At 50.1% G+C, this 779-nt stretch carries 2 pseudogenes; one reads left to right on the forward strand and one right to left on the reverse strand.

Features of this window, described 5'->3' with window-relative positions:
* Nucleotides 1-141 (reverse strand): annotated as a pseudogene (locus CPT76_RS38635) (DNA polymerase IV); the annotation flags it as partial.
* 179 nt (nucleotides 142-320) lie between these two features.
* On the opposite strand from CPT76_RS38635, the pseudogene CPT76_RS00420 reads away from it, so the two are divergent.
* Nucleotides 321-779, forward strand: a pseudogene (locus CPT76_RS00420) (citramalate synthase); the annotation flags it as partial.

Here is a 779-nt window from a genome sequence, read left to right on the forward strand (position 1 = left end):
TCCTGCAACCGCGGTTGGCATGCCCCGGTATTTCTCCGGTTCCTCCGCCTCATGGACGGAGCAATAAAACGCGTTCATATCGACATGCAGAATGACCCTTCCATTCTGCGGATAATAGGCATCAACGCTTGGCTTGTCCATCTTTCTCACCCTTACCAAATTCATAAATCCAGCATACCCCTCGCCAGAAACGAGGTCAAGAACCCTGGGAACCTTCTTGCACGAGGAATTCTTTGTTACATTCCCGCGTAAAAATGATATAATTATGAATTATACAAATGACGTAGTGATCATTCCAAGACTTCCAAAGGAGGACTCCCATGTCTAAGTCCATTTCCATCTTCGATACGACCCTGCGGGACGGCACCCAAGGCGAAGGTGTCAGCTTGTCCGCCGACGATAAACTGAAGATTGCCAAGAAGCTCGATGAGCTTGGCGTACAATATATTGAAGGTGGCATTCCGGGAAGCAACAGCAAGGACATCGAGTTTTTTAAAAGGGTTCAGCAGCTGGGCCTGAGCGCCAAAATCACCGCTTTCGGCAGCACGCGCCGTAAAGACAGCAAAGCTGAGCAGGACGGAAACTTAAAGCGCATTCTGGAATCCGGCGTACAGGCCGCCACGCTAGTCGGCAAATCTTGGGACTTCCATGTCCATACAGCGCTGCAGACCACGCTGGATGAGAACCTGGCCATGATTTACGACTCGATCGCCTTTTTAAAGCAGCAGGGCTTGAGGTCATTTTGACGCCGAACACTTCTTCGACGGCTATAAGAACAA

Source organism: Paenibacillus sp. AR247 (assembly GCF_002968895.1).
Classification (GTDB): Bacteria; Bacillota; Bacilli; order Paenibacillales; family Paenibacillaceae; genus Paenibacillus_AQ; species Paenibacillus_AQ favisporus.